The organism is Herbaspirillum sp. B65 (assembly GCF_000333555.1).
In the GTDB taxonomy this organism is placed as follows: domain Bacteria; phylum Pseudomonadota; class Gammaproteobacteria; order Burkholderiales; family Burkholderiaceae_D; genus Herbaspirillum; species Herbaspirillum rubrisubalbicans.
In genome coordinates, this window is record NZ_BADI01000763.1 from 1 (window position 1) to 1,044 (window position 1,044).

Below are 1,044 nucleotides of genomic sequence, written 5' to 3' on the forward strand. Positions count from 1 at the left end.
CAGCTGAAGTAATCAGGATCCGGGGCTCAGATGAAGTTCGCGAGCTTCGGCAGCGCAGCGAAGGCAATGCGCTGCTGATCTCGGCCGCAGCCGGCGACGCTCGTCCCTCTTCCGGGACGACCGTCATGCTGGACTGCGGCTTTACCTTGCGTGAAGCCGAAAAACGCATGTTGCGTCTGGGCCTGGACCCGTCGGACGTCTCGGCCATCGTGGTCACGCATGAACATTCGGACCACGTCAGTGGCGTCTTCAAGTTTGCGCGCCGCTATCGCATCCCGGTCTGGCTCAGTTATGGCACTTTCCAGGCCGTCGCCGAGCAAGCCAGCGATGTCGATGTGCGCTTCTGTGCCGATGGCCAGAATATCGCCATCGGCGACCTCGAACTATCCCCCTATACCGTTCCGCATGACGCCCGCGAGCCCATCCAGTATGTGGCCGGCGATGGCGACCGCCGCCTGGGCGTATTGACCGATGCCGGTCAGCCCACCGCGCACCTGGTGCAGGCGCTGGGTGCCTGCGACGCCTTGCTGCTGGAATGCAACCACGACCGCGAGATGCTGGACCGCTCGCCTTATCCCGCCTTCCTCAAGCGCCGCATTGGCGGTGACTATGGCCACCTGGCCAATGATGCCAGCGCCGAAATCCTGCGCCTGCTTGACCGCAGCCGGCTCAAGCGTGTCATCGGCGCCCATCTCAGCCAGCAGAACAACACCCCCGAACTGGCGCGCGCGGCCATCGAAAGCGTACTCGGCCATACCTTTGGCGACATCGGCATTGCCTGCCAAGAAGAAGGCTTTAGCTGGCTGGACGTCTGAGCCGGAATGCGAGTAGGTCAGCCGCCTGTCAGCCCGGCGTGCGCTGCACCAGAAACAATTTGTTGCGCTTCGATTGCAGTCTGCGATCCGACTTCCCCGCTTTTTCCTTCCCTGTACTGACCAGGTTCGCATCGTTTGCGCGGCTCCAGAACGGCTGTCAGTGCTTTGTCAGTACCCAGGTTGCCCGCAGGGGATTTGATGCGCTTGTAGCGCGTTTGACGGGTTTGAG

1 protein-coding gene and 1 pseudogene are annotated in these 1,044 nt (G+C 62.3%); one reads left to right on the forward strand and one right to left on the reverse strand.

What is annotated here, in order from left to right:
* The first annotated feature begins 30 nt into the window (after nucleotides 1-30).
* Nucleotides 31-815 (forward strand): annotated as a pseudogene (locus I5W_RS17950) (MBL fold metallo-hydrolase).
* Between the two features lie 17 nt (nucleotides 816-832).
* On the opposite strand, the gene I5W_RS32890 reads toward I5W_RS17950, so the two are convergent.
* The coding region (locus tag I5W_RS32890; protein ID WP_217284453.1) for a hypothetical protein at nucleotides 833-1,044 on the reverse strand (212 nt) is incomplete at its 5' end.